Origin of the sequence: Emticicia agri (genome assembly GCF_004168285.1) — a bacterium.
GTDB lineage: Bacteria > Bacteroidota > Bacteroidia > Cytophagales > Spirosomataceae > Emticicia > Emticicia agri.
On record NZ_SEWF01000071.1, the window covers coordinates 1 to 20,770 of the forward strand.

The 20,770-nt window shown below is 39.6% G+C and carries 19 protein-coding genes; 10 read left to right on the forward strand and 9 right to left on the reverse strand.

The features are described from left to right. Positions 1-126: 126 nt before the first annotated feature. Positions 127-2,100, reverse strand: a complete 1,974-nt coding sequence (gene gyrB, locus EWM59_RS25295) for a DNA topoisomerase (ATP-hydrolyzing) subunit B (protein WP_130024024.1) — start codon at positions 2,098-2,100, stop codon at positions 127-129. Between the two features lie 226 nt (positions 2,101-2,326). Between gyrB and EWM59_RS25300 the strand changes: the two genes are divergently transcribed. Together EWM59_RS25300 and EWM59_RS25305 are read left to right on the forward strand one after the other, a co-directional pair. Then, positions 2,327-2,842, forward strand: a complete 516-nt coding sequence (locus EWM59_RS25300) for a phosphoglycerate mutase family protein (RefSeq protein ID WP_130024025.1) — start codon at positions 2,327-2,329, stop codon at positions 2,840-2,842. Positions 2,843-2,954: 112 nt separating this feature from the next. Continuing rightward, on the forward strand, positions 2,955-4,607 hold the full coding sequence (locus tag EWM59_RS25305) for a S41 family peptidase (protein ID WP_130024026.1): 1,653 nt from the start codon (positions 2,955-2,957) through the stop codon (positions 4,605-4,607). A 168-nt stretch (positions 4,608-4,775) separates the two neighbouring features. Here EWM59_RS25305 and tsaB read toward each other — a convergent pair whose 3' ends face one another. The 3 genes from tsaB to EWM59_RS25320 all read right to left on the reverse strand — a co-directional run bounded on the left by tsaB (position 4,776) and on the right by EWM59_RS25320 (position 8,141). Further along, the gene (tsaB, locus tag EWM59_RS25310) at positions 4,776-5,477 is read right to left on the reverse strand and encodes a tRNA (adenosine(37)-N6)-threonylcarbamoyltransferase complex dimerization subunit type 1 TsaB (RefSeq protein WP_130024027.1); all 702 of its coding nucleotides are present in this window, start codon (positions 5,475-5,477) and stop codon (positions 4,776-4,778) included. 72 nt (positions 5,478-5,549) lie between these two features. Beyond that, positions 5,550-6,797: an ABC transporter permease gene (locus EWM59_RS25315; RefSeq protein WP_130024028.1), complete on the reverse strand. Its 1,248-nt coding sequence runs from the start codon at positions 6,795-6,797 to the stop codon at positions 5,550-5,552. A gap of 381 nt (positions 6,798-7,178) precedes the next feature. Further along, positions 7,179-8,141, reverse strand: coding sequence for a CPBP family glutamic-type intramembrane protease (locus EWM59_RS25320; RefSeq protein WP_130024029.1), 963 nt, complete (start codon positions 8,139-8,141; stop codon positions 7,179-7,181). Between the two features lie 102 nt (positions 8,142-8,243). On the opposite strand from EWM59_RS25320, the gene dusB reads away from it, so the two are divergent. The 7 genes from dusB to corA all read left to right on the forward strand — a co-directional run bounded on the left by dusB (position 8,244) and on the right by corA (position 14,905). Next, complete coding sequence (gene dusB, locus EWM59_RS25325; RefSeq protein ID WP_130024030.1) at positions 8,244-9,272, forward strand: tRNA dihydrouridine synthase DusB; 1,029 nt, start codon at positions 8,244-8,246, stop codon at positions 9,270-9,272. A gap of 17 nt (positions 9,273-9,289) precedes the next feature. After that, positions 9,290-10,183, forward strand: coding sequence for a DMT family transporter (locus EWM59_RS25330; protein ID WP_130024031.1), 894 nt, complete (start codon positions 9,290-9,292; stop codon positions 10,181-10,183). A 12-nt stretch (positions 10,184-10,195) separates the two neighbouring features. Beyond that, complete coding sequence (locus tag EWM59_RS25335) at positions 10,196-10,696, forward strand: acyl-CoA carboxylase biotin carboxyl carrier protein subunit (RefSeq protein ID WP_130024032.1); 501 nt, start codon at positions 10,196-10,198, stop codon at positions 10,694-10,696. A gap of 87 nt (positions 10,697-10,783) precedes the next feature. Beyond that, positions 10,784-11,500: a UMP kinase gene (gene pyrH / locus EWM59_RS25340; RefSeq protein ID WP_130024033.1), complete on the forward strand. Its 717-nt coding sequence runs from the start codon at positions 10,784-10,786 to the stop codon at positions 11,498-11,500. Between the two features lie 193 nt (positions 11,501-11,693). Further along, on the forward strand, positions 11,694-12,254 hold the full coding sequence (gene frr, locus EWM59_RS25345) for a ribosome recycling factor (RefSeq protein WP_130024034.1): 561 nt from the start codon (positions 11,694-11,696) through the stop codon (positions 12,252-12,254). A 135-nt stretch (positions 12,255-12,389) separates the two neighbouring features. Continuing rightward, positions 12,390-13,811: an ATP-dependent DNA helicase gene (locus EWM59_RS25350; RefSeq protein WP_130024035.1), complete on the forward strand. Its 1,422-nt coding sequence runs from the start codon at positions 12,390-12,392 to the stop codon at positions 13,809-13,811. A gap of 11 nt (positions 13,812-13,822) precedes the next feature. Next, positions 13,823-14,905, forward strand: coding sequence for a magnesium/cobalt transporter CorA (gene corA, locus EWM59_RS25355; RefSeq protein ID WP_130024036.1), 1,083 nt, complete (start codon positions 13,823-13,825; stop codon positions 14,903-14,905). Here the strand turns inward: corA and EWM59_RS25360 are convergent. From EWM59_RS25360 to EWM59_RS25375, 4 genes are all read right to left on the reverse strand, one after another. Then, positions 14,902-15,312 (reverse strand): globin domain-containing protein, encoded by a 411-nt coding sequence (locus tag EWM59_RS25360; protein ID WP_130024037.1) that lies wholly within the window; start codon positions 15,310-15,312, stop codon positions 14,902-14,904. The genes corA and EWM59_RS25360 overlap by 4 nt on opposite strands. Positions 15,313-15,432: 120 nt before the next feature. Beyond that, complete coding sequence (locus EWM59_RS25365; protein WP_130024038.1) at positions 15,433-16,443, reverse strand: glycosyltransferase; 1,011 nt, start codon at positions 16,441-16,443, stop codon at positions 15,433-15,435. A gap of 4 nt (positions 16,444-16,447) precedes the next feature. Further along, positions 16,448-16,987, reverse strand: a complete 540-nt coding sequence (locus EWM59_RS25370; RefSeq protein WP_130024039.1) for a hypothetical protein — start codon at positions 16,985-16,987, stop codon at positions 16,448-16,450. 73 nt (positions 16,988-17,060) lie between these two features. After that, a complete protein-coding gene (locus EWM59_RS25375; RefSeq protein WP_130024040.1) occupies positions 17,061-17,696 on the reverse strand; it encodes a polysaccharide deacetylase family protein in 636 nt (211 codons plus the stop codon). Between the two features lie 161 nt (positions 17,697-17,857). On the opposite strand from EWM59_RS25375, the gene EWM59_RS25380 reads away from it, so the two are divergent. Then, positions 17,858-19,768: a M1 family metallopeptidase gene (locus EWM59_RS25380; RefSeq protein WP_130024041.1), complete on the forward strand. Its 1,911-nt coding sequence runs from the start codon at positions 17,858-17,860 to the stop codon at positions 19,766-19,768. Positions 19,769-19,816: 48 nt separating this feature from the next. Here the strand turns inward: EWM59_RS25380 and EWM59_RS25385 are convergent. Continuing rightward, on the reverse strand, positions 19,817-20,770 hold a 954-nt coding region (locus tag EWM59_RS25385), incomplete at its 5' end, for a transposase (protein WP_130024042.1).

Here is a 20,770-nt window from a genome sequence, read left to right on the forward strand (position 1 = left end):
ATCACTAAATCACTAAATCACTAAATCACTAAATCACTAAATCACTAAATCACTAAATCACTAAATCACTAAATCACTAAATCACTAAATCACTAAATCACTCATTCACTCATTCACTCAATTCTTTTAAATATCAACCCTTGCATACTTGGCGTTTCTTTCGATGAAATCACGGCGAGGGGCTACTTCGTCACCCATCAGCATTGAGAACAAATGGTCAGCTTCTGCGGCTGAATCAATAGAAACCTGTTTCAGCGTGCGTTTGTCGGGGCGCATGGTAGTTTCCCATAGCTGCTCAGGGTTCATCTCTCCTAAACCTTTGTAACGTTGAATTCCGACACTATCTTCACGGCCTCCACCTGCTAAACGTTTCACTTCACGTTCACGTTGTTCTTCTGTCCAGCAATAAACTTCCTCTTTACCCTTTTTCACTAAGTATAAAGGTGGTTGAGCAATATAGATATAGCCGTTCTCAATCAGTTCTTTCATATAGCGATAGAAGAAGGTCAGAATCAGGGTACGGATGTGGCTACCATCAATATCAGCATCGGTCATGATAATGATTTTGTGATAACGAAGTCTGTCTGTATTCAATGCTCTTTCATCACCATCTTTACCAATCTGTACACCTAAGGCAGTAAAGATGTTTTTAATCTCCTCGTTTTCATAAATACGATATTCCTGTGCTTTTTCTACGTTCAGGATTTTACCTCTCAGAGGCAGAATAGCCTGAAAGGCACGATTTCTTCCTTGTTTGGCACTACCACCGGCACTATCTCCCTCAACCAGATACACTTCACAAAGCGATGGGTCAGATTCTGAACAGTCAGCCAGTTTACCCGGTAAGCCTGTGCCAATCAATACGTTTTTACGTTGCACCATTTCACGGGCTTTACGTGCAGCAATACGGGCTTTAGCGGCCAATATCACCTTATCTACAATGATACGGGCTTCTTTCGGGTGTTCTTCCAGGTAATTTTCAAGCATTTCGGATACGCAGGAACTTACCGCCGAAGTTACCTCACTATTACCTAATTTGGTTTTGGTTTGACCTTCAAACTGAGGTTCCTGTACTTTTACCGAAATAACGGCTGTCAGCCCTTCACGGAAGTCATCACCACTGATTTCGATTTTTTCTTTCGCCAGAATACCCGACTTTTCAGCGTAGCCTTTCAGGGTACGTGTTAAAGCCATACGGAAACCCGATACGTGTGTACCCCCTTCGTGGGTATTGATATTATTAACAAAAGATGATACGTTTTCGCTATAACTGGTATTATACAGCATAGCCACATCAACAGGAATCCCGTCTTTGTTGCCTTCCATATACATCGGTTCAGGAATCAGTCTTTCACGACCTGAATCAATATAAGAAACAAATTCAGCAAGGCCACCTTCTGAGAAAAATGTATCACTCTTCGAGTTGCCATCTTCATCTTTATCTCTTAAATCAGTAAGCATAATTGTAATGCCTTTATTCAGGAATGATAATTCACGCAGACGATTGGCAACTGTTTCGTATTTATATTCGGTAGTTGTAAAAATGCTATCGTCTGGTTTAAAAGTAACCATTGTTCCGGTATCTTCTGCCACTCCAATTTCACGAACAGTGTATAAAGGTTTACCGATATTATATTCCTGTTCAAATATTTTACCTTCACGATGCACCTCTACTCTTAAATGGGTAGAAAGCGCATTTACGCAGGATACCCCCACACCGTGCAGACCTCCCGAAACTTTATAAGTATCTTTATCAAATTTACCGCCGGCATGTAGCACAGTCATGACAATCTCTAAGGCAGATTTTTGTTCTTTTGTATTGATTCCCGTCGGAATCCCACGACCGTTATCTTTTACTGTTACTGAATTATCCTCATTAATAGTTACCTGAATCGTATCACAATGTCCTGCCAATGCTTCATCTATCGAATTATCCACCACTTCCCAGATTAAGTGGTGAAGTCCTTTTACACCAATATCACCGATATACATGGCCGGGCGTTTCCGTACTGCCTCTAATCCTTCGAGTACCTGAATGTTATCTGCTCCGTAATTCGCTTTTGAGTTTTGTGGCTCTTTGATTTCTTGATTTTCTGTCATAATTTGTTTTTTGTAAACAATTGATTATCAGTGAATTAGCTATATCCTGAAAAGGGTACTTGATATTCATCAATAATTAACATAATTTAGTTGTAAAGTTACGATTTTTTATCTACAAATCGAAATTTCTAAGCTAATGATTATTAGCAAAAACAGTATATTTTACCTATATTTTTTATCTTAAAAATACCTCTATTTATCACCAATTGAATCATCAGATCATTTTATGAAAAACTACCTTTACTTGCTGATTTTTGTGTTGGGCGTATCTGCTTGTAGCCGCTCTGTTTCATCTACCTATTACATTGTACGTCATGGAGAAAAGGTTGATACTACGTCTGCTGACCCTGAACTAAGTGCTGCCGGAAAAGAAAGAGCCGAAACATTGAAAAGTCTGTTAGCCGATAAAAAAATCTCTGCGGTTTATACCACCAAATACTTAAGAACCACTCATACAGGCAAGCCTCTGGCAGATGCCATGCAGCTACCTGTTCAGAACTACGACCCAAGAAACCAGAAGCCTTTTATTGAGGAATTAAAAAAAATAGAAGCAAAAAATGTTCTGATAGTAGGGCATAGTAACACTGTTCGGCATATTGTGAATGGATTATATGAGAAAGATACCCTTACCAAAGATTTATTGGAAAGCGATTTTGATAACTTGTATATTGTAAAGCGACAAACTTCGCCTAAAAAGAAGTTGAATTTTGAGGCAAAGACCTATGGTAAGCCAACGCAATGATTTACCTTTTATCACAATCAGATACCTTTTGGTGATGTTTTTGCGTTAGTTTGTAATAATTGGTTTTTTGAGCCGTCATGTGATAAAAAAATTTATAATCAACAGAAAAGAAATGAAACGTATCCGTAAGTTTTCCATCATTATTTTCATTCTTCTCGCTATTCCTTTTGTGGCGTTTAAATACGACGACCGCTATTTCGAAATAGCCAAGAATCTCGATATTTTTGCTACCATGTTCAAAGAACTGAACGCTTATTATGTAGATGAAATCAACCCTAACAAGGCCATGAGATTGAGTATTGAGTCGATGCTGAAACAGCTTGACCCTTATACCAATTTCTTTCCCGAAGATGATATTGAAGACTACATGACGATGGCTACCGGCAAATACAATGGCATTGGTGCTACGGTTTCGCATCAGAACAACAAGCATCTGGTAGTGATGATTTACGAAGGCTCGCCTGCTGACAAAGCCGGAATGAAAATTGGCGATGAAATTCTGAAAGTAGATGGCGTAGATGTGGTTTCACGCAAGGGAATTGATATGGGGCGTTTGATGAAAGGACAAACCGGAACTACCGTGAAAATGCAGATTAAACGCTATGGACAAAATTCGCCGATAGATTTAACGGTAGGTCGTGATATTGTAAAAACGCTGAACGTGCCGCATTCTGGTATGGTTAACGACGAAGTAGGGTACATACAGCTCAACGACTTTACAGCCACTGCTGCCAAAGAAGTAAAATCGGCTTTTAGTGAACTGAAAGCGGCTGGTATGAAAAAACTGATTTTCGACCTGAGAGGTAACCCCGGTGGTTTGTTGAACATGTCGGTTGAAATCTGTAATGTGTTTTTACCAAAAGACCAGTTGATTGTTGAAACCAGAGGTAAGGTAGCCGATTGGAACAAGAAATTTATGTCGATGGAAAACCCGATGGATACAGAGATTCCGATTGTGGTGTTAGTCAATAGTTCAAGTGCTTCGGCCGCTGAAATTGTGAGCGGTACTTTGCAGGACTACGACCGTGCCGTAGTGATAGGTCAACGCTCGTTTGGTAAAGGACTCGTACAAACCACCCGTGATTTGACCTATAATACAAAAATGAAAATTACTACTGCCAAATATTATATTCCGAGTGGACGTTGTATTCAGGCTTTGGATTATAGCCACAGAAATCCTGATGGAAGCGTAGGTAAAGTGCCTGATTCGTTAAAAACAGCCTTTAAAACCAAAAATGGCCGTACAGTATATGATGGTGGTGGCGTTGACCCTGATATTAAAACAGAGGTGCCTGCTATGGCTTCAGTTACTGCCAATCTATTGGCAAAAAATGTGATTTTTGATTATGCTACCAAATACTATTTTGAGCATGCCAACGAAAAGCCACAAGAGAAATTTACTTTGAAAGATTCAGACTATCAGGACTTTACAAACTGGTTGAAAACCAGAGATTTTACTTATTCAACCTCCATGGAGAAAAGCCTGGATAACCTCGAAGCATCGGCCAAAAAAGAAAATAGTTTAGATGCTGTACAGGAAAACCTGAAATCGTTGAGAGACAAAATCAGCCAAAGCAAACAACAGGATTTGATAAAAAATAAGGCAGATATTAAAGAGCAATTAGAGGCAGAAATTCTGAGCCGTTACTATTATCAGAAAGCCATGAAATTCGTTTCATTCGAGCGTGATAAAGAAGTACAGGAAGCCTTGAAATTATTCAAAGATATGCCTAAATATCATTCTATTCTGAAAGGCGGGAAATAAGAGAAACTATCCAGCGTGCCACCCCTATACTCGAAAGAATATGGGGGTGGCACGCTTAGTTTTAGACATATTTATTTTACAGGGAATACTATTCTAAGATACTTACTAAACTGGGCCGCCTAAGCGTGATACACCCTTTTGCGGACGAGGTTAGGTGTGCCACGCTGGTCATTTCTTAGGCGTTGTTGCCATAAACTCTTTCAGGTAATAGGGCTCGAAGTCTGCTACATTTTCAAACTGGCCTTTTTGGTAGGCATCATAGGCCAGTAAACCAATGCTTTTTGCAGATGGGTTAATGGTTTGTTCTAAAAACAGCGCATGAGCGTGTTTGCCTAAAACCTCTTTACATTTGGCTGCCCCATCGCCAAAGAAAATAATTTTTTGTGTGGCTAATATTTCTGCAAATGAGTTTTCGTCAATGATTCTGGCCTCGGTAGGCGATATCTGCGCCAGATTATCAGCCTGATATAAAGCACAATAGACTTCCATACGGCGGGCATCTAACATCGGGCAAAGCAAAAGTATGTCAGTTGTATGAACTGACTGTGCAATACTATGTACCTGCCATGCAAGGGCTTGTAAGGTATTAACAGCAAGCAGAGGTTTGTCAAGGGTAAAACATAAACCTTTGGCAGTAGAAACGCCAATACGCAAACCTGTATAAGAGCCGGGGCCTTTAGCTACAGCAATGGCATCTATGGCCTGGAAATTGAGACCGGAAACTTTTACAACGTGCTGAATTAAGGTGGTGAGCATTCCGGAAGAAGATTTTTCATGGAATAACTCGCTCAAAGCCAATAACTGGGTGTCCTGATGGATGGCAGTTGAGCAGCCTTTAGTAGAAGTTTCAATACTGAGAATAATAGCCATTACACAATTGAGCAATTTCGTTGAAACAGCAAAATTACTCAATCGTGTAATATAGTATCGAAAAATTGAAATTTATTTACTTCTGATGGCAGTTACAGGGTCCATACGAGCAGCCTGCCAGGCCGGAATAATGCCTGAAATGATACCAATACTACTGGCAATAACTAACCCGAAGATAATATTACCATAGCTCAGTACAATGTCTAATGAGCCTAATGGCAAGAAACTGAGCAGATACACTAATGCAATACCCCCAAGACCCCCAAGAATGCAAAGAAAAACAGCTTCAAACAGGAACTGAAATAAGATAAAATAATTTTTTGCCCCTAAAGATTTCTGAATACCTACAATATTGGTGCGTTCTTTCACCGAAACGAACATAATATTGGCTATCCCGAAGCCTCCAATCAGCAGCGAGAATAAACCTATAATAAAACCACTTACCCGTAGTGTACCAAATAACTGACCGAGTGCCTGTGCCGCAGCTTCCGGTCGGTTTAAAGCAAAACTATCTTCTTGTGAGGGTTTTAAACCTCTTTTTGTACGCAACAAACCTGTTATTTCTCCTTCTAATTCAAAAAGCCCTTCATCTTCCTCATATCCTTTGAAAACAATGTCTCCGGTCAACTCTCCTGACGAAAAAATTCTTTTATGCGTCAGGAAAGGGATAATCACTTTCTCATCAGGTGCGCCCCCGAAATCCGCAATCTGTGCACCTTTTTTTTCCTGTACACCAATTACTGTGATATTTTGCCCTTTCATCTTGAATGTCTGCCCAATCGGGTCAGAGTCAGGAAACAAAGCTTCAGAAATGGTTGCACCCAAGATGGCTACGTTTTTGCCAGATTCTATTTCCTGTTGTGCAAAATATCTTCCGTTCACAATCGGGACTTCGGTAATTTCATTAAATTCATAAGTAATTCCCTGACACAAAGCATTAATACTATTGCTGTTTTTGCGGCAGGTTACATCTCCTGCAAAATCCATCATGGCACCTGCCTGTGCATTTTCCAGGTTATCTCTCAGATATTTGAATTCATTATATTTAGGCTCCGGGCGCATAAAGTATTTCCACCACGGATAATCTCCATTGCTAAATAGCCAGGGCCATTTTTGTACATAAATTACATTGGTACCAATAGAATTAAGGCTATTCTTGATATTAGATTCAAGAGAATCTACCATAGTGTACACACCGATAATGGAAAATATACCTACCGTTACGCCCAACAAAGACAAAATGGTGCGAAGCATATTCTCACGGAGTGCCTGTCCGGCGAACCGGAAACTCTCAAATGCCAGAAAGAAAAATTTTATCATGAATCTATGATTGAATGATTGCGTATAGGAGCAGATTTCGACAAACGAAAATAAAATTCTTCTGACGATAAAAAAAATAAAAAAGGCTGATTAGCCCCATTTACTCAACTAACGGCAAAAATTGAGGATATGTGGAGTGGTATTTTCAGTAAACCCGACAAAATAACAGGAAACCATTATTTTGCCGGGTATGTATGCTGATTAAATAAATATACGTCAGAGAAAATCAATAATTGAGATTACTTACTCAAAAACCCCTTGGCTATCAGATAGGGGATAATTAACCAAAGTAAACCTTTGATAAGAAAGAAGAAAAAGCCTGCCCAACCGAGCCTCTTAAACCATAATTTGAATTTACTTTGATTCTGGTTTTCCATGTTGCTATGCCTGTGATTCAATAGATTTCGATTCAGCGGATTGTGATTCCATATAATTTCTGAACAAAAATAATAAACCAATAGTTGCCACTAACGAAAAAAGAACAATCGGCATAGGTACATGGTCTATGCTTTCGAGGTCGGTTTTTACGATTCCTAAATTATACAGATACATGATAACAATAGCCAAACCATTATTAAATATGTGAGCCGCTATAGGAACCCATATATTGCCTGTCCAGTAATACAAGTACCCGAATAATACCCCCAACATCATACGTGGTAAGATACCATAAAACTGAAGATGGATAACGGCAAAAATAAATCCAGCCAGCCAGATAGCCACATGAATATTTTTAGTACCTAAAAGCAGTTTACGCATCAGCAAACCTCTGAAAACCAGTTCTTCGCCTATACCTGCAATAACTGCTATGACGATAAAAGCCAGCAGAAACTGCCAGAATGAAGTAAAAGTGGTAAAAAACTTGGTAGCTTTAGCCAATTGGTCTTCCATGCTTTTCAGTACGGCTTCCAGCCCTTTCATAGACTCAGGAAAAACAAAGTTCTGGTTCAGTTCCTGCAACCAGCCATTAAAGCCCATAAAAACTCCCTCAATCAGAATAACCATTAAAAATATCCGTATTTTAGGCAGCGGTCTGAAATTTAAATCGCTCCACTGCTTTTTTTCAATCATTCGCCAGTATAACCATGCTGTCCCGACGAATCCCACAAATGAGCCTAATCCTTGTCCTAAAATCATGCTCACCCAGGCATTAGGTAGCTTGCTGTAGTCACCACCACTTTGCACAATATCCTGAAAAGAAGCACCAAAGGCCATCATCACCACAATTTGCACAACACCGCCTAAGGCAAAAAAACCTACACAAAATAGACCAAGTAATATTAAAAGAGATTCAGCAGCCCGATTCTCAGGAGTTTTGAAATACATCAGGGAATTATTTTTCATAATTACTGTTTAAATTTAGTGTAGCAGTTTCTGCTTAAATTTCGGTAAATTTGCAGTAAAATTATTCACTTATTTGTGAATTCACTAATTCAATTTTAGATTTTGGTTAAAATAGGTAATATATCGTTAGGAGAATTTCCGCTTTTACTGGCACCAATGGAGGATGTCAGCGACCCACCTTTCAGATTGGTCTGTAAAGAAAACGGAGCGGATTTGATGTACACTGAATTTATTTCGTCAGAGGGCCTGATTCGTCATGCCGCCAAGAGTGTGCAGAAATTAGATATTTTTGAGTACGAACGTCCGATAGGTATACAATTGTTTGGCAGTGATGTAGAGACAATGGGCGAATGTGCTAAAATTGCTACCAATGCACACCCCGACCTGATTGATATTAATTATGGTTGCCCCGTGAAAAATGTGGCGTGCAGGGGCGCAGGAGCAGCTTTGTTGCAGGATATTCCGAAAATGGTAGAAATGACGTCGGCAGTAGTACAGGCCACTCATCTGCCTGTAACCGTAAAAACCCGCCTGGGTTGGAACGATGAAACCAAGAATGTAGAAGAAGTAGCCGAACGTTTGCAGGATGTTGGTATTCAGGCTTTGACCGTGCATGGCCGTACCCGTGCGCAGATGTATAAAGGAGAAGCTGACTGGACATTGATTGCAAAGATCAAAGAAAACCCTCGTATCAAAATCCCGATTTTTGGTAATGGTGATATTGATTCACCAGAGAAAGCCCTTGAATATCGTAACCGCTTTGGCATTGACGGCATCATGATTGGCCGTGCTGCTATTGGTTATCCCTGGATTTTCAACGAAATCAAACATTATTTTGCCACAGGCGAAAAACTACCTGCCCCAAGTATTGAACAAAGGGTAGAAGCGGCTCGTAAACACCTTACGTTCTCTATCAAATGGAAAGGAGAAAGACTGGGTATTTTAGAAATGCGTCGCCATTACAGCAATTATTTCAAAGGATTACCCAATTTCAAAGAACATCGGATGAGATTGGTACAATCGTTAGACATCAACGAAATCATGGATATTCTGAATCAGATTCCTGTTATTTTTGAGGGATTTGTTTTAGAAAAACAGGTGATTAAAGTAGAATACGCAGGTGTAGATTAATAGATACCACTTTACCAGTGAACACAACATCAACAACTACCATTCCCCAGAATAAAACAATTATTGCCTGGCTGTTGCTTTGCCTGTTGGCTACCATGTGGGGTTCTTCTTTTCTGATTATGAAAAAAGCCCTTGTAGCTTTTACGCCCATACAGATAGGTGCTTTAAGAATCATGTCGGCAGGTCTGGTATTCTTGCCTTGGCTTATCAGCCGTCGGAAAGAGTATCCGAAAGAAAAAACCAGATACTTTGTTGCTTCCGGCTTTCTGGGTTATTTACTACCGGCTTTTTTGTTTGCCTGGGCAGGCACGCGGGTCAATAGCTCACTGATAGGAGCACTCAATTCGGTTACCCCTTTATTTGTGTTGATAGTAGGCGCACTTTTCTTTCAGCAGATTATCAAACGCTGGCAGGTTATTGGTCTGGTTTTAGGCTTTGTCGGGAGCATTGTTCTTATTCTGTCAGCCAGTAAAGACGGGCTTTCATTCAATAACCCGTATGCGTTATTAGTAGTCTTATCTGCCCTGATGTATGGCTTCAATGTAAATATCACAGGTAAGCACCTCAAAACCATTAATCCGGTTCTTTTAAGTGCCTGGACACTCTGTAGTGTAGCTATTTTAGCAGGGGTTCTACTCTTTTCAACCGATTTTCTAACAAGAATCAATTCTGGTACCATTACGCCGCTTTTGCTGGTTATTTTGTTGGGTGCAATAAATTCGGGCATTGCTGCTATTATTTTTAATTATATTTTGCAAATTGCGTCTCCGGTTTTTGCCTCATCTGTTACCTATCTTATCCCGGTGGTAGCTACCCTGATGGGTTTTATAGATGGCGAACCGATTTCTTTTTTACATTATTTCGGAATGAGTATTATCTTGGTGGGCGTTTACCTGATTAATAAAAAATAAGCTTCTGACTATATGCTACGAGCCATTGTAAACGATAAGGAAACACTGGAGATTTCTGAGGAGAAAGCGGGAATAATAGTGAATGGCCAGCCGTTTGTATGGGATTTAATAAAGATTTCAGACAAAGATTTTCATATCCTGAAAGATAACAAATCGTACAATGTTGAAGTAGTAGAAGCCAATTATGCCGAAAAAACTTTCAGATTGAAGATAGGAGACAGGATTCATACGGTCAATCTGAAAGACCGTACCGATTTGCTTTTAGAAAAAATGGGCATGAGCCATTCAAAATCTGTCAGACTGAATGACCTGAAAGCCCCCATGCCCGGCCTGATTTACGAAATAAAGGTAAAAGTAGGTGATGAAGTAAAAAAGGGAGATATTTTGCTGATTCTGGTAGCGATGAAGATGGAAAATGCCATTAAAGCTACTGGCGACGGGAAAGTGAAAAATATTAAGGTAAAGATGGGTCAAACCGTAGAGAAGAATCAGATTATTATAGAGTTTGAATAATATTTATTTCATACCCTCTTTTAACAAAGAGGGTATTTTTTTGATTGATTGAGACAAATATTTAATTTTACGCCCAAATCATAAACTATGAGCCAACTTAAATACAAAAGAATTCTTTTAAAATTGAGCGGTGAAGCCTTAAACGGCGGAGACAAAAGCCAGATAATTAACTCAGATATACTTTTGCAGTATGCCCATGAAATCAAAGCTGTTGTGGACGCAGGTTGCCAGGTGGCTATCGTAATTGGAGGTGGAAACATTTTTCGTGGCGCAAGTTCAAATTCAGGCATTGAGCGTGAACAAGGCGACTATATGGGCATGATGGCCACCGTTATTAACGGAATGGCTATTCAGAGTTCTCTGGAAAAAATCGGATTACATACCCGGTTGCTATCGGCCATTAAGGTAGAACAGGTGGCCGAACCATTTATTCGCCGCAGAGCTATTCGGCATCTTGAAAAAGGAAGAGTAGTAATTTTAGGCGCAGGTACAGGTAATCCTTATTTTTCTACCGATTCGGGTGGGGCTTTAAGAGCCAATGAATTAGGCGTAGATTTATTACTGAAAGGCACAAGCGTTGATGGGGTTTACACAGCCGACCCACGCAAAGACCCGACTGCTACCCGTTATAAGCAAATCAGCTACGACGAGGCCATCAATAAAAACCTCAAAATAATGGATCTGACGGCTTTTGCCTTATGCAAAGAAAACAAAATGCCGATTGTAGTTTTTGATATGAACTACCCCGGAAACCTGATGAAAGTAGTAACAGGCGGAGATATTGGTACTTTGGTAACGGAATAGTCATTGAGTGATTTAGTGAATGAGTGATTGAGTGATTGAAGTTTGAGGTAGAAAAATTATCCACTCGTTATTTATAACTAAATCATATAAATAGATATTGAATAATTTTACCTTAAGTGATTCAATGAAAGGAGAGTAAAAGTGCATAATCACTCAACCACTCATTCACTAAATCACTCAATTTTAAATACACATGGAAGAAATAGATCTTGTCATTGATATGTCGAAAGACACGATGGAGCGTGCCTTGAAACATACCCAGATTGAATTGTCAAAAATCAGAGCCGGAAGAGCCAGCACTACCATGCTCGACGGTATCATGGTTGAATACTATGGGGTACCTACACCCTTAAATCAGGTTTCATCGGTAAGCACACCTGATGCACGTACCATTTCTATCAAACCTTTTGAAAGAAAATTAATCAACGATGTTGAACGTGCCATTATTAATTCAAACCTCGGTTTATCTCCTGCCAACGATGGGGAAGTAATCCGTTTGAATATTCCGCCTTTAACAGAAGAGCGTCGCCGTGACTTGGTAAAAAGAGTAAAATCTGAAATTGAAGTGGCTCGTGTGAATATTCGTAAGGTACGCCAGGAGGCCAACGAAGAATTAAAGAAAATTCAGAAAGACGGAGGTTCAGAAGATGAGGTGAAAAAGGCAGAGGAAAGAGTACAAAAACTGACCGACAGCTATATTCAGAAAGCAGAACAATTGATGGCAGAGAAAGAAAAAGACATCATGAGTGTGTAAGTTAATAGCACATTTCTCTATGAAAAGCCTGCCGTCGGCAGGCTTTTTTGTTGGCTTTTAATAGAATTTATGCCCCTAAAAATACCATTAGACAAAACATCTGTTTACTTTGCATAAAATAACGTGTCTTTGTCAATGAATCTCGATCCGGAAATAAAGCCCTCTGAAAAATTACTTAAAAAATTTCCATTTACCCCCACACCCGGCCAGGCAAAATTGTTTGAATTGATGGATGAATTTATTCTGGACGAAGAAAAATTCAGAGATGTATTCTTGTTGAAAGGCTATGCAGGTACCGGGAAAACTACCTTTATTAATACCTTAATCAAAGTTCTGAGAGAATTTGGCTATAAATCGGTACTGATGGCTCCTACCGGACGAGCCGCCAAAGTGATGTCGGGCTATGCCAAAAAGAACGCTTTTACGATTCATAAAAAAATCTATCGTCAGGTTGAAAACTCCTATACCGGAACGCTTGTTTTTGAGCGTATGAAAAACAATAGCGAGGGTACTGTTTATATTGTTGATGAAGCCTCGATGATTTCGGATGAAAGAGATTTTGGTACCAACAGCCTCTTGCACGACTTATTGGATTTTGTATTTGAACAGGAAACTAACAAACTTCTGCTTATTGGCGATGAAGCCCAGCTACCCCCTGTAAAAATGGTAGTAAGCCCTGCACTAAACGCCGAGCATCTGAAAAACCGCTATCATACGGATTTAACCGAGCATTGCCTGACAGAAGTCATGCGTCAGGAACAACAATCGGGGATTCTGACCAATGCTACTGAACTGAGAAAATTGTTGGATACCGAAAATCCGGTTATCAGGCTAATGACAGCCGGGTTTAAGGATTTTTATAAAATGGGTGGCGACCGACTGGAAGATGGGTTGCGGTATGCTTACGATAAATACGGGCGAGAGAATACAACTATTATTACCCGCTCGAATAAAACAGCCGTACAATATAACCGGTATATCAGAAATACCATTAACTATGCAGAAAGCGAGATAGAAAACGGCGATATGCTGATGGTAGTACGCAATAACTACACGGTATTGAATGAAGATTCAAAAGCGGGGTTTATTGCCAACGGCGATTTTGTAGAGGTAGTAAAACTACGCAAGGAGGAGGAAATGCACGGTTTCAGGTTTGTGAATGCTACTTTACGTCTGGTCGATTATCCTGACGAACCCGAGTTTGACTCAAAACTGATTTTAAATACGCTGTATTCTAACGCCCCGACACTAACACCCGAAGAAAACAAGGCTTTGTATGAAAGTGTCATGAAAGATTATTTCTGGGTAAAATCGAAACGGGAACGGCAGGAAATGCTGAAAGCCGACCCTTACCTGAATGCCTTGCAAGTGAAATTTGCCTATGCACTCACCTGTCATAAATCACAGGGTGGGCAGTGGGACGCTGTGTTTGTTGACCAGGGGTACCTGCCTGATGCCCAGATAGACAATGATTTTATCCGTTGGCTTTATACAGCCATTACCCGTGGCGTAAAACAGGTTTTTTTAGTGAATTTCAATAAAGATTTTTTTGAGTAACTCCTATAATCATGGGTAAAAATCATAAAAAACACGGCAACTATAAAGACAAAAAGGCGTTTACTTCGCCCGGTACATTGGTGTATGTAGGCAAGCACGTGGCTCAGACTACACGCATCAAATTAGTGGAGTTTAATGAACAATTCTACCACGAAAAACTGATTAAAGACCTGAATCATTGCAAGCCTGCTTTGAACGATAACAAAATAGTATGGCTTGACATAGATGGCATACATGAAGTACAAGTAGTTGAAGATATTGGCAAACACTATCAGCTACACGCTTTATTATTAGAAGATATACTGAATACTGAGCAAAAACCAAAACTGGAACACTTTGGCGATAAACATCTGTTTACGATTCTGAAAATGTTACAGTTTAACCCCGAACTAAGCCAGATTGAGTCAGAGCATGTGGCATTGATTTTAGGCGAAAATTATGTAATCAGTTTTCAGGAAATTCATAAAACAGATGTATTTGCGCCTATTTTTACCCGGCTCAATGCCTCAATAGGTAAAACCCGTAAAGGGAAAGCCGACTATCTCTTCTACTCCTTCTGCGACCTGATTGTTGATAATTATTTTGTAGTGCTTGAGAAATTCGGAGAGAAATTGGAAGAACTGGAAATAAAAATTGTTGAAAAGCCGGAAGCAGGCGACCAGACTTTATTGTATAGGTTCAAAAGAGAATTAATGACTGTACGCAAAGCCGCATTGCCGCTGAGAGATATGTTTGGCACGCTTATCAGAGAAGATTCTCCACTTATTCAGGCTTCAACCAATGTGTATCTGCGTGATGTATATGACCATATACTACAAATATTAGATACCATTGAAACCTACCGGGAAATGATTGAAAATATCCAGAATATTTACCTGACCAATATTAGCAATAAAATGAACTCGGTTATGAAAACACTCACCGTTTTCACCGCTATTTTTATGCCACTTACTTTTATTGCAGGTATCTACGGTATGAATTTCGACAACATGCCTGAGCTACACCACCCGTACGGATATTTCTATACCTTAGGCTTCATGGTGCTGATAACCATAGCCCTCTGGATATATTTTAAGTGGAAAAAATATGTCTAATTGTTTTCAGAGGCTAACATCGCCTCTGTTAAGGTAGCATAGCAGGCTGTCCAGGCCGCTTCAACATCTTTGTTCCAGTCATTACCTAAACCTTTGCTGATGGTCCATAGGAGTGCTTTGCCCACGTCTTCAAAGTGTTTGGGTTTTACACCATAGCCTGTATGGCGTTTAGCTAATTGCCTGATGTCGTCATTTATCTCGTCAATTCTATCCAGCCGACTGACAATCAGGTCGAGCATATCTATTAATTTTTTAGCCTGTACTTCTCTCGGAACCTGAAACATTTTTCGCAAGGAAGGTTCTTTCAAAAACAAACGGCTATAAAATACGTCTCCCAGCAAGGTCGCATCACTGCCTTGTAAGCTACGCCATGTATTTCTTATAATTCTTACCTGCTCGTTTGTCATACGCCTCAAATTTTCGCCAAAGTTTCACATTCTCTCCTAATAAACCAAATTAAAGTAACTGAATCGACCAAAAACAGCATTGAATGGTAGTGAAAGGCATTTTAACTGTAAGCGATTAGTTTAATAATTTCTTCCTTTCCATACCACTCTGGTTGGCAGAAAATAGCTGATAAGTTGCAGAAACCAGAATACATACATATACAAGGTGTAAACTGGAATATAAACAAACAAATGAAGCTGACCCAGCCGGGCAAAAATCTGATAACCCAAAATAGCATTAATCAGGAGATTAAGACTTAAAACAATAAGAGGAATCTGCCAGAAAAAGAAACCGATAACCAATAAAACCGGAAAAGCAAAGCCCTGCACTAATGCCGGAATAATAAGCACCGAACGGGTAGAAAGCCCCCCGGCTACCCATCTTTTGCGTTGTTCAAAATAATTGGGTGGGGGCTTGGTAACGGTCATGACTGAGGCATCAAAACCCTGTTTGAAATCGTAGCCTTTATCAATCACAGCCTTGTATAAGGCATAATCTTCTACAATAGAAAAACCAATGTTTTCATAACCGCCAACCGCCTCATAAGCCTCTTTGGTTACAACCATATTATTCCCCATACCCGTTGACGGCAGGTGATAATCGGTCATGGTTTTCATGAGTTTCAGGGCAAATAACCATTCTATGGCCTGACAAGCCTCAAACCAGTTATCATGTTTTACCAGCGTAAGACCCGTAGCCACACCTGCTTTTTTGTCTGAGGGCTTTTCTTGTAAAAGCCCGGTCATTTGCTCAAGCCAGTGCGTAGGTACTTCTACATCGGCATCGGTAAAAACAAAGCATTCACCTACGGCATGGTGTGCCAGTTGAGCCAGTACATTGGCTTTTCCCCTGAGCCCTGCTATGCTTTTTTCGATGGTAAATATTTCAAACATACTTTTTTCATGCTCGGGCACCTGCGCTATAAACCCTTCTATCAGTTCAGCAGTTTTATCGGTCGAACCATCGTTGCCGATTAATATCTGTGTTTTTTCTTTAGGGTAACTCAGGCAGGTGAGCGAGTGTAATAAATCGAGTATGTTGTTTTCCTCATTGCGGGCAGCAATCAGGATACTTACCATAGGTAGATTCATGGGCTTAATCTCTGATACTGGCAGCTATCTTTTTAAAATCAGCTAATAGGTTTTTGTATTCGGGAGTTAAAGACCAGCACAAAATCTGATAGTAGTACCCTTTGGTTTCTACATACGTAATCAGATAGGTGATTTTTACTTCGAGGTCATCTTTTTCTTTAAAATTTACACTTAGTTCGCTCTGGTAAAACTTATTGCCATTGGCTTCAAACTCTACACCTTTCGACTCAACCGGGTCATTTTCTTCCCCTTTCAGGTGCTTGATATTATCGTCATGAAATTCTTTCAAGGAAGCAAATTTGATTCCTTTCATTTCCAGTTCTTCTTTGGAGTCGTCGATGATTACGAGATAGGCATTTTTAGCAGAATTGATGTATTGCATGGTGGCTACATCATTTAAGGTTACAGATTTAGTCATATAATCGGGTATCGAAACATGATATACATGACCTGCCTTTTGTTCTGTGAATTTGGTCTGGCTATAGGCCGAAGTTACTGTTACCAGTGTTAAGAATATGATGAATACCTTTTTTGTTATTTTCATGTTAAAAGCTGTTTATGGTTTTAATTTGGATATAGTTAATAAATGTTTTGCTAAAATATTGTGCAAAAGGCATTTAAATTGTTTGAAAACGAAATTCCCGTTCAGAAAAGTATTCAAGAAACCTTGGTAAAGCAAAACTCATGTTTTTATTGGCCTTAATACTGTCATGAAATAGTACAATTGAACCGTTTTCGGTGTATTGCAGTGATTTGGCTAAAACCGTTTCAGGCGATAATCCGGCATTATAATCAGCCGTCAGTACATCCCACATAATAATGTCATATTCCGGCAATAATACCTTAGCCTGACTACGTTTGATTCGGCCATGGGGTGGTCTGAAAAGCTTTTTACGGTTTTCGGACCACTTTACTTTTTGACTAATTTCTATATCACATTGTTTTACATTAGTCAGGTATTCTTTGTTTTCGGTATCCCAACCCCTCAGATGATTAAAGGTATGGTTTCCAATGGCATGCCCGTCTCCGATAACTTTTTCAAAAATATGCGGGTGTTTGCTGATATTATCTCCTATGCAGAAAAAAGTTGCTTTTGCCTTAAAACGGGCTAAAGTTTCTAAAACAAATTCCGTTATTTCCGGAATCGGACCATCATCAAAAGTCAGGTATATATTCTTTTCCTGTCTGTCTTTCCGCCAGATAAAATCAGGATACAAAGCCCGCATCAGGAAATTTGTTTTATGGAGTGTCATCTTTGGTTTTTACTGAATGAATATTTTTAGAACATTTATGTTGTTTAAATTTCAATTTGTTCTCTAAATAACTGGCGAATTTACCTAAATTGCAAATAATAAAACAGCCAAATGCTTACTTCTGCTTATCCATGAGTTATCGTCCACTAATAAACAATTGTATGAATCAATTCCTACGCATATTCCTGTTGTTTTGCCTGGTTGCACATGCTAATGCACAAAACAAACCTTTGAGTAACCGGATTGCCAGCTATACCATTGATGTAGTATTGGATGCTGATAAAAAAACGCTGAAAGGCAGAGAAACGCTGGTCTGGAAAAATACCTCTACTGACCATATTTCAGAGTTACAGTTTCATCTTTACCTCAATGCTTTCAAGGATAAGAACTCTACATTTATGAAAGAATCGGGGGGGCAATTGCGTGGCGATATATTAGATGGGTCTAAGCCTTTCAATTTAGGGAGTATCAACATTGAATCAATGCAGGTACGAAATGGAGAAACGCTGACAAAAAAGATTCAGTTTATACAACCTGACGACCTGAACGAGAAAGACCAAACAGTTATCAGTGTACCCCTCAGCAAGCCTTTACATCCGAACGAAAGCATTACATTAGACATAAATTTCAAGGCTAAACTGCCACAGATTTTTGCCCGTACGGGTTTTGCAGATAATTATTTTCTGGTAGGGCAGTGGTTTCCGAAAATCGGGGTTTATGAGCCTGCCGGCATGCGGTATGCCACCAAAGGGCAGTGGAACTGCCATCAGTTTCATGCCAATACAGAGTTTTATGCCGATTTTGGTACCTATAAAGTCAGTATGACTGTACCAAAAGATTTTCAGGTAGCAGCTACGGGCATTTTTCAGAGTGAATCTCCGTATGACAACAATACCAAAACCATTACCTATCTGGCAGAAGATGTGCATGATTTCGCCTGGACAGCCTCGCCACGCTTTGTAATCAGCGAGCGGCAATGGAAGCATGTAAAAATAAAGGCTGTAATGCAACCGGAACATGGGGCTTCTACCGAACGCTATTTTCAGGCGGCTATTACCGCTTTAACTTATTTTGAGAAAAATCTGGGCAAATATCCTCATACTGTTTTGAGCCTGATTGACCCACCCATGAATGGAGCAGGCTCCGGTGGCATGGAATACCCGACTTTTATTACCTGTGGTACAGCCTGGGGTTTACCGAAGGGACTGAAATTTCCGGAAATTGTAACGGTGCATGAATTCGGCCATCAGTATTTTCAGGGAATGTTAGCTAACAATGAATTTGAAGAGTCGTTTTTAGACGAAGGTTTTAACCAATACTACGAGGGTAGAATCATGGACGAAAACTATACGCCCGGTTCACAGGTGAATTTTTTAGGGTTTACGATAAACGACATGGAGACCTCAAGAATCAGCTATGTAACCCTGAAAGACCCTAAGATTACAGAGGTGTACCGCAATGCCTGGCAGTATCCGAAAGGTACTTATAGCGTGATGACCTATACCAAAACGGCCACCTGGCTTAAAACCTTAGAAAATATGATAGGCAGAAGCACGATGGACGAAGTGATGCAGACCTATTTTATTCGCTGGCGATTCAAGCATCCTTGTGTAAAAGATTTTATTGCCGTAGCCAATGAAATAATTCCTAAACGCACAGGTAATCGTTTTGGTGCAGATATGAACTGGTATTTCGAACAGGTATTATACAAAGCCCCTGTGCTTGACTATGCAGTTAAATCCATAAAAGTTACTGATGGGAATCAGGGTTCATCAGAGTTTACAATAGAGCGTTTAGGCGATATGATACTCCCTACTGAAATTTCAGTACAATTTGCTGATGGTAAACAGGAACTAATTTCGTGGAATGGAGAAGAAAAATCAAAGATTTATCGATTTAATAAAGAAATCAGTTCCGTAAAAGTTGACCCACAGAACAAACTCTTATTAGATTTAAACTTTAACAATAACAGCAAAGCCATTGACCCCTCTACTTTAGCATTTAAAAAGTACACCATGAAGATTATGTTCTGGATACAGAATATGATGCAATGGATGGCAGGCTTGGCCTAGAACAATTGAGTGATGAACTGTGTTAAAAGTCAATAAAAAGTCGAAATATTATTTGGCAAACTCAAAATCATTGACGAACAAGGTTTGGTTTTTAACCACCCCAAAAACTTGTCTGATTAATTTGTTCATCACGGCAATCATAGCGACTTTGTGAGCTTTACCCAAGGCTCTTTGCCTTTGATAAACAGCCACACAGGCCAGGTTATATTTTTTAGCACTTCGGGCAGCCATATAAAGAATCGCTCTGACATAACCCAGTCCGGTTTTAGCCAGCCCATAGTTTTTGTGTACACTTTTGGAGGAGTGTTTTTCGATGGGAACAATTCCTAAGAACTTAAGTACTTGCTTGACATTGCTAAAGTTCTTAAACCCATCACTGGCGATAATCAAAGCATTGGCAGAGGCATCACCGATACCCACTACTGATTTGATTAAACCAAACAAGTGTTTATGTTGGTCATCATCTAAAGTAAAGAGTTCCTCTTTAAATTTAGTGATTTGTATTTGCAAGGTCATTTGCAATAATTCTAAACTTTCAATGACTAACTTGTCAGCTCTTGGGTCAAAAGACAAGGCATGAAGTTGATTCTCATAGGCTTGTTTCTGAGTCATTAAAGTGGATAAATGTTTCCTTTTTTGTCTGAGATGATGCAAATGCTCATCTTCGATACTGGTGGGAGCAGGTTGATAATTGGCTCCATACAAGCTTAATAAGGCTGCATCCACTCCATCATGCTGATGAGTAACTTTCATACTTTTGACAAACCCTTTGCTTTGGCTTGGAGTGATTACACTAAAAGTAATCTCATGAAGCGTTAAAGCATAGCTTAATGGAAGATTATAAGTACCAGTTTGTTCAAAAATAATATGTACATTTTCACCAAGTGTCTCAATCCACTGATTGATAGCTTCTATAGTATTGTCGATAGTTTGTACAGGAAGTTTGATGAATTTGGATGAAGCTTGACTTAAGCCCTGAGCGATGACTAACTCATGGCTTCC

Excerpts from the sequence above, each read along its gene's own strand:
- pyrH (WP_130024033.1), top strand. The coding sequence starts at position 10,784 with ATGAGCCAACTTAAATACAAAAGAATTCTTTTAAAATTGAGCGGTGAA.
- EWM59_RS25335 (WP_130024032.1), top strand. The coding sequence starts at position 10,196 with ATGCTACGAGCCATTGTAAACGATAAGGAAACACTGGAGATTTCTGAG.
- EWM59_RS25305 (WP_130024026.1), top strand. The coding sequence starts at position 2,955 with ATGAAACGTATCCGTAAGTTTTCCATCATTATTTTCATTCTTCTCGCT.
- EWM59_RS25350 (WP_130024035.1), top strand. The coding sequence starts at position 12,390 with ATGAATCTCGATCCGGAAATAAAGCCCTCTGAAAAATTACTTAAAAAA.
- EWM59_RS25380 (WP_130024041.1), top strand. The coding sequence starts at position 17,858 with ATGAATCAATTCCTACGCATATTCCTGTTGTTTTGCCTGGTTGCACAT.
- corA (WP_130024036.1), top strand. The coding sequence starts at position 13,823 with ATGGGTAAAAATCATAAAAAACACGGCAACTATAAAGACAAAAAGGCG.
- EWM59_RS25320 (WP_130024029.1), bottom strand. The coding sequence starts at position 8,141 with ATGAAAAATAATTCCCTGATGTATTTCAAAACTCCTGAGAATCGGGCT.
- gyrB (WP_130024024.1), bottom strand. The coding sequence starts at position 2,100 with ATGACAGAAAATCAAGAAATCAAAGAGCCACAAAACTCAAAAGCGAAT.
- EWM59_RS25360 (WP_130024037.1), bottom strand. The coding sequence starts at position 15,312 with ATGACAAACGAGCAGGTAAGAATTATAAGAAATACATGGCGTAGCTTA.
- EWM59_RS25370 (WP_130024039.1), bottom strand. The coding sequence starts at position 16,987 with ATGAAAATAACAAAAAAGGTATTCATCATATTCTTAACACTGGTAACA.
- EWM59_RS25315 (WP_130024028.1), bottom strand. The coding sequence starts at position 6,797 with ATGATAAAATTTTTCTTTCTGGCATTTGAGAGTTTCCGGTTCGCCGGA.
- frr (WP_130024034.1), top strand. The coding sequence starts at position 11,694 with ATGGAAGAAATAGATCTTGTCATTGATATGTCGAAAGACACGATGGAG.
- EWM59_RS25375 (WP_130024040.1), bottom strand. The coding sequence starts at position 17,696 with ATGACACTCCATAAAACAAATTTCCTGATGCGGGCTTTGTATCCTGAT.
- EWM59_RS25365 (WP_130024038.1), bottom strand. The coding sequence starts at position 16,443 with ATGAATCTACCTATGGTAAGTATCCTGATTGCTGCCCGCAATGAGGAA.
- tsaB (WP_130024027.1), bottom strand. The coding sequence starts at position 5,477 with ATGGCTATTATTCTCAGTATTGAAACTTCTACTAAAGGCTGCTCAACT.
- EWM59_RS25300 (WP_130024025.1), top strand. The coding sequence starts at position 2,327 with ATGAAAAACTACCTTTACTTGCTGATTTTTGTGTTGGGCGTATCTGCT.